The organism is Streptomyces sp. NPDC000941 (genome assembly GCF_053599555.1).
The window spans coordinates 1-1910 of record NZ_JBSFMM010000520.1; the positions used below are offsets into that span (position 1 = coordinate 1).

Sequence of the window (1910 nt, forward strand, 5' to 3'; positions counted from 1 at the left end):
CACCATGCACAACCACCAAATGACGCGCCACCAGACCACCCAGCGACCCCGTACCACCCGTCACCAACACCGACCCCTCACCAACGTCGACGAAGGAACGCGGCACCGTGAGGACGACCTTGCCGGTGTGCCTGGCCTGGCCGAGGTGGCGGAACGCCTCGGGTGAGCGGCGGATGTCCCATGCGGAGACCGGGAGCGGCCGCAGAACACCGCTTTCGAACAGCGCGACGAGTTCGGTCAGCATCTCCTGGATGCGGTCGTGTCCGGCGTCCAGCAGGTCGAAGGCCCGGTAGTCGACGCCCGGGTACTGGGCGCCCACGGCCGCCGGGTCACGGACATCGGTCTTGCCCATCTCCAGGAAGCGTCCCCCGCGCGGCAGCAGCCGCAGCGACGCGTCCACGAACTCTCCCGACAGCGAGTCGAGTACGACGTCCACCCCTCGCCCGCCGGTGCGCTGCGCGAAGGTCTGCTCGAAGTCGAGGGTGCGGGAGTTGGCGATGTGGTCGTCGTCCAGGCCCTGGCCGCGCAGCGTGTCCCACTTGCCGGGGCTGGCCGTGCCGAACACCTCCGCGTCCGCGTGCCGAGCGAGTTGGACCGCGGCCATGCCCACGCCGCCGGTGGCCGCGTGCACGAGAACTGCTTCACCGGCCTTGAGGCCGCCGAGGTCGAACAGGCCGTAGTAGGCGGTGAGGAACACGATGGGCACCGCGGCGGCCTGGGCGAACGTCCAGCCCTGCGGTATCCGTGCGAGGTAGCGCTGGTCGGTGACGGACGCCGGACCCACACCCTCGGTGAGGAGCCCCATCACCCGGTCCCCCGGCCGGAGTCCGGTGGCGTCCGCCACCTCCGACCCCACTTCCAGGACCACACCGGCGCCCTCGCTGCCGATCGGCGCCTCACCCGGGTACATCCCGAGCGCGATGAGGACGTCACGGAAGTTGAGGCCCGCGGCGCGCACCGCGACCCGTACCTCGCCGGGAGCGAGGGGGCGGTCCGCGCCGGGGTTCGGTACGAGAGCGAGGTTCTCCAGCGTGCCCTTGGCGGTGACGTCGATGCGCCACGAGTCCCCGGACCCGGGTACGACGAGTCCGGTGCCGTCGGCGGCGGGCGTGATGCGGGCGACGAACACCTCGTCGCCCCGGACCGCGGCCTGCGCCTCGTCGGAGGCCAGCAGGCCCCAGAGCGCCGTCGTCAGACCCTCGGCCGTCGTCGCGGCGTCCAGGTCCACGAGCATGACGGTGTCCGGAGCCTCCGCCTGGGCCGCGCGTACGAAGCCCCACAGCGCCGACGCGGCCGGGTCGTGCACGACGTCACCGGGCTGTGCGACGACCGCCCCCGACGTCACGACGACCAGCCGGACGCCGGCGAGACGGTCGTCCGCGCGCCACGCCTGGAGCAGGGCAAGGAGGCGAGCCGTGGCGGTGTGCACGGCCACGGCCGGGTCCTCGCCGTCGGCCGGGCTGGTGAGGCAGGGGACGAGGACGGCGTGCGGAAGCTCCTCGTCGGCGTCCGCCGAGGTGACGAGGGCTGCGATGTCCTCGTATGCGGGGAGGTCTGAGAGAACGGGCAGCGCGGCTCCCAGCGTCGCCCAGCGCGGCGCCTCAGCGCCGGCGTCGAGGCGCACACTCTGCCAACTCAACTGGTGAAGCGCATCGTTGACAGTGTCACCCGCTCCGCGAAGTTGCTCGGCGGACATCGTGCGCAGCGTGAGGGCGTCGATACGGGCAATGGTGGTGCCGACGGGGTCGCTCAGATTCAGGGAGACCGTGTCACTGCCGTCGCCCGCGGGCGCCAAACGCACCCGCAACGCAGTGGCACCCGTGGCGTACAGCCCCACCCCGGCGAAGTTGAACGGCAGCCGCACCTCCTCCACCGCTCCCCCGCTGGAGGCCGCGAGCGTGTGCAGCGCG

At 72.2% G+C, this 1910-nt stretch carries 1 protein-coding gene; it reads right to left on the bottom strand.

Annotation, left to right across the window (positions count from 1 at the left end; genetic code table 11):
- On the bottom strand, positions 1 to 1910 hold a 1910-nt coding region (locus ACWDSL_RS53235; RefSeq protein ID WP_450496962.1), incomplete at both ends, for a zinc-binding dehydrogenase.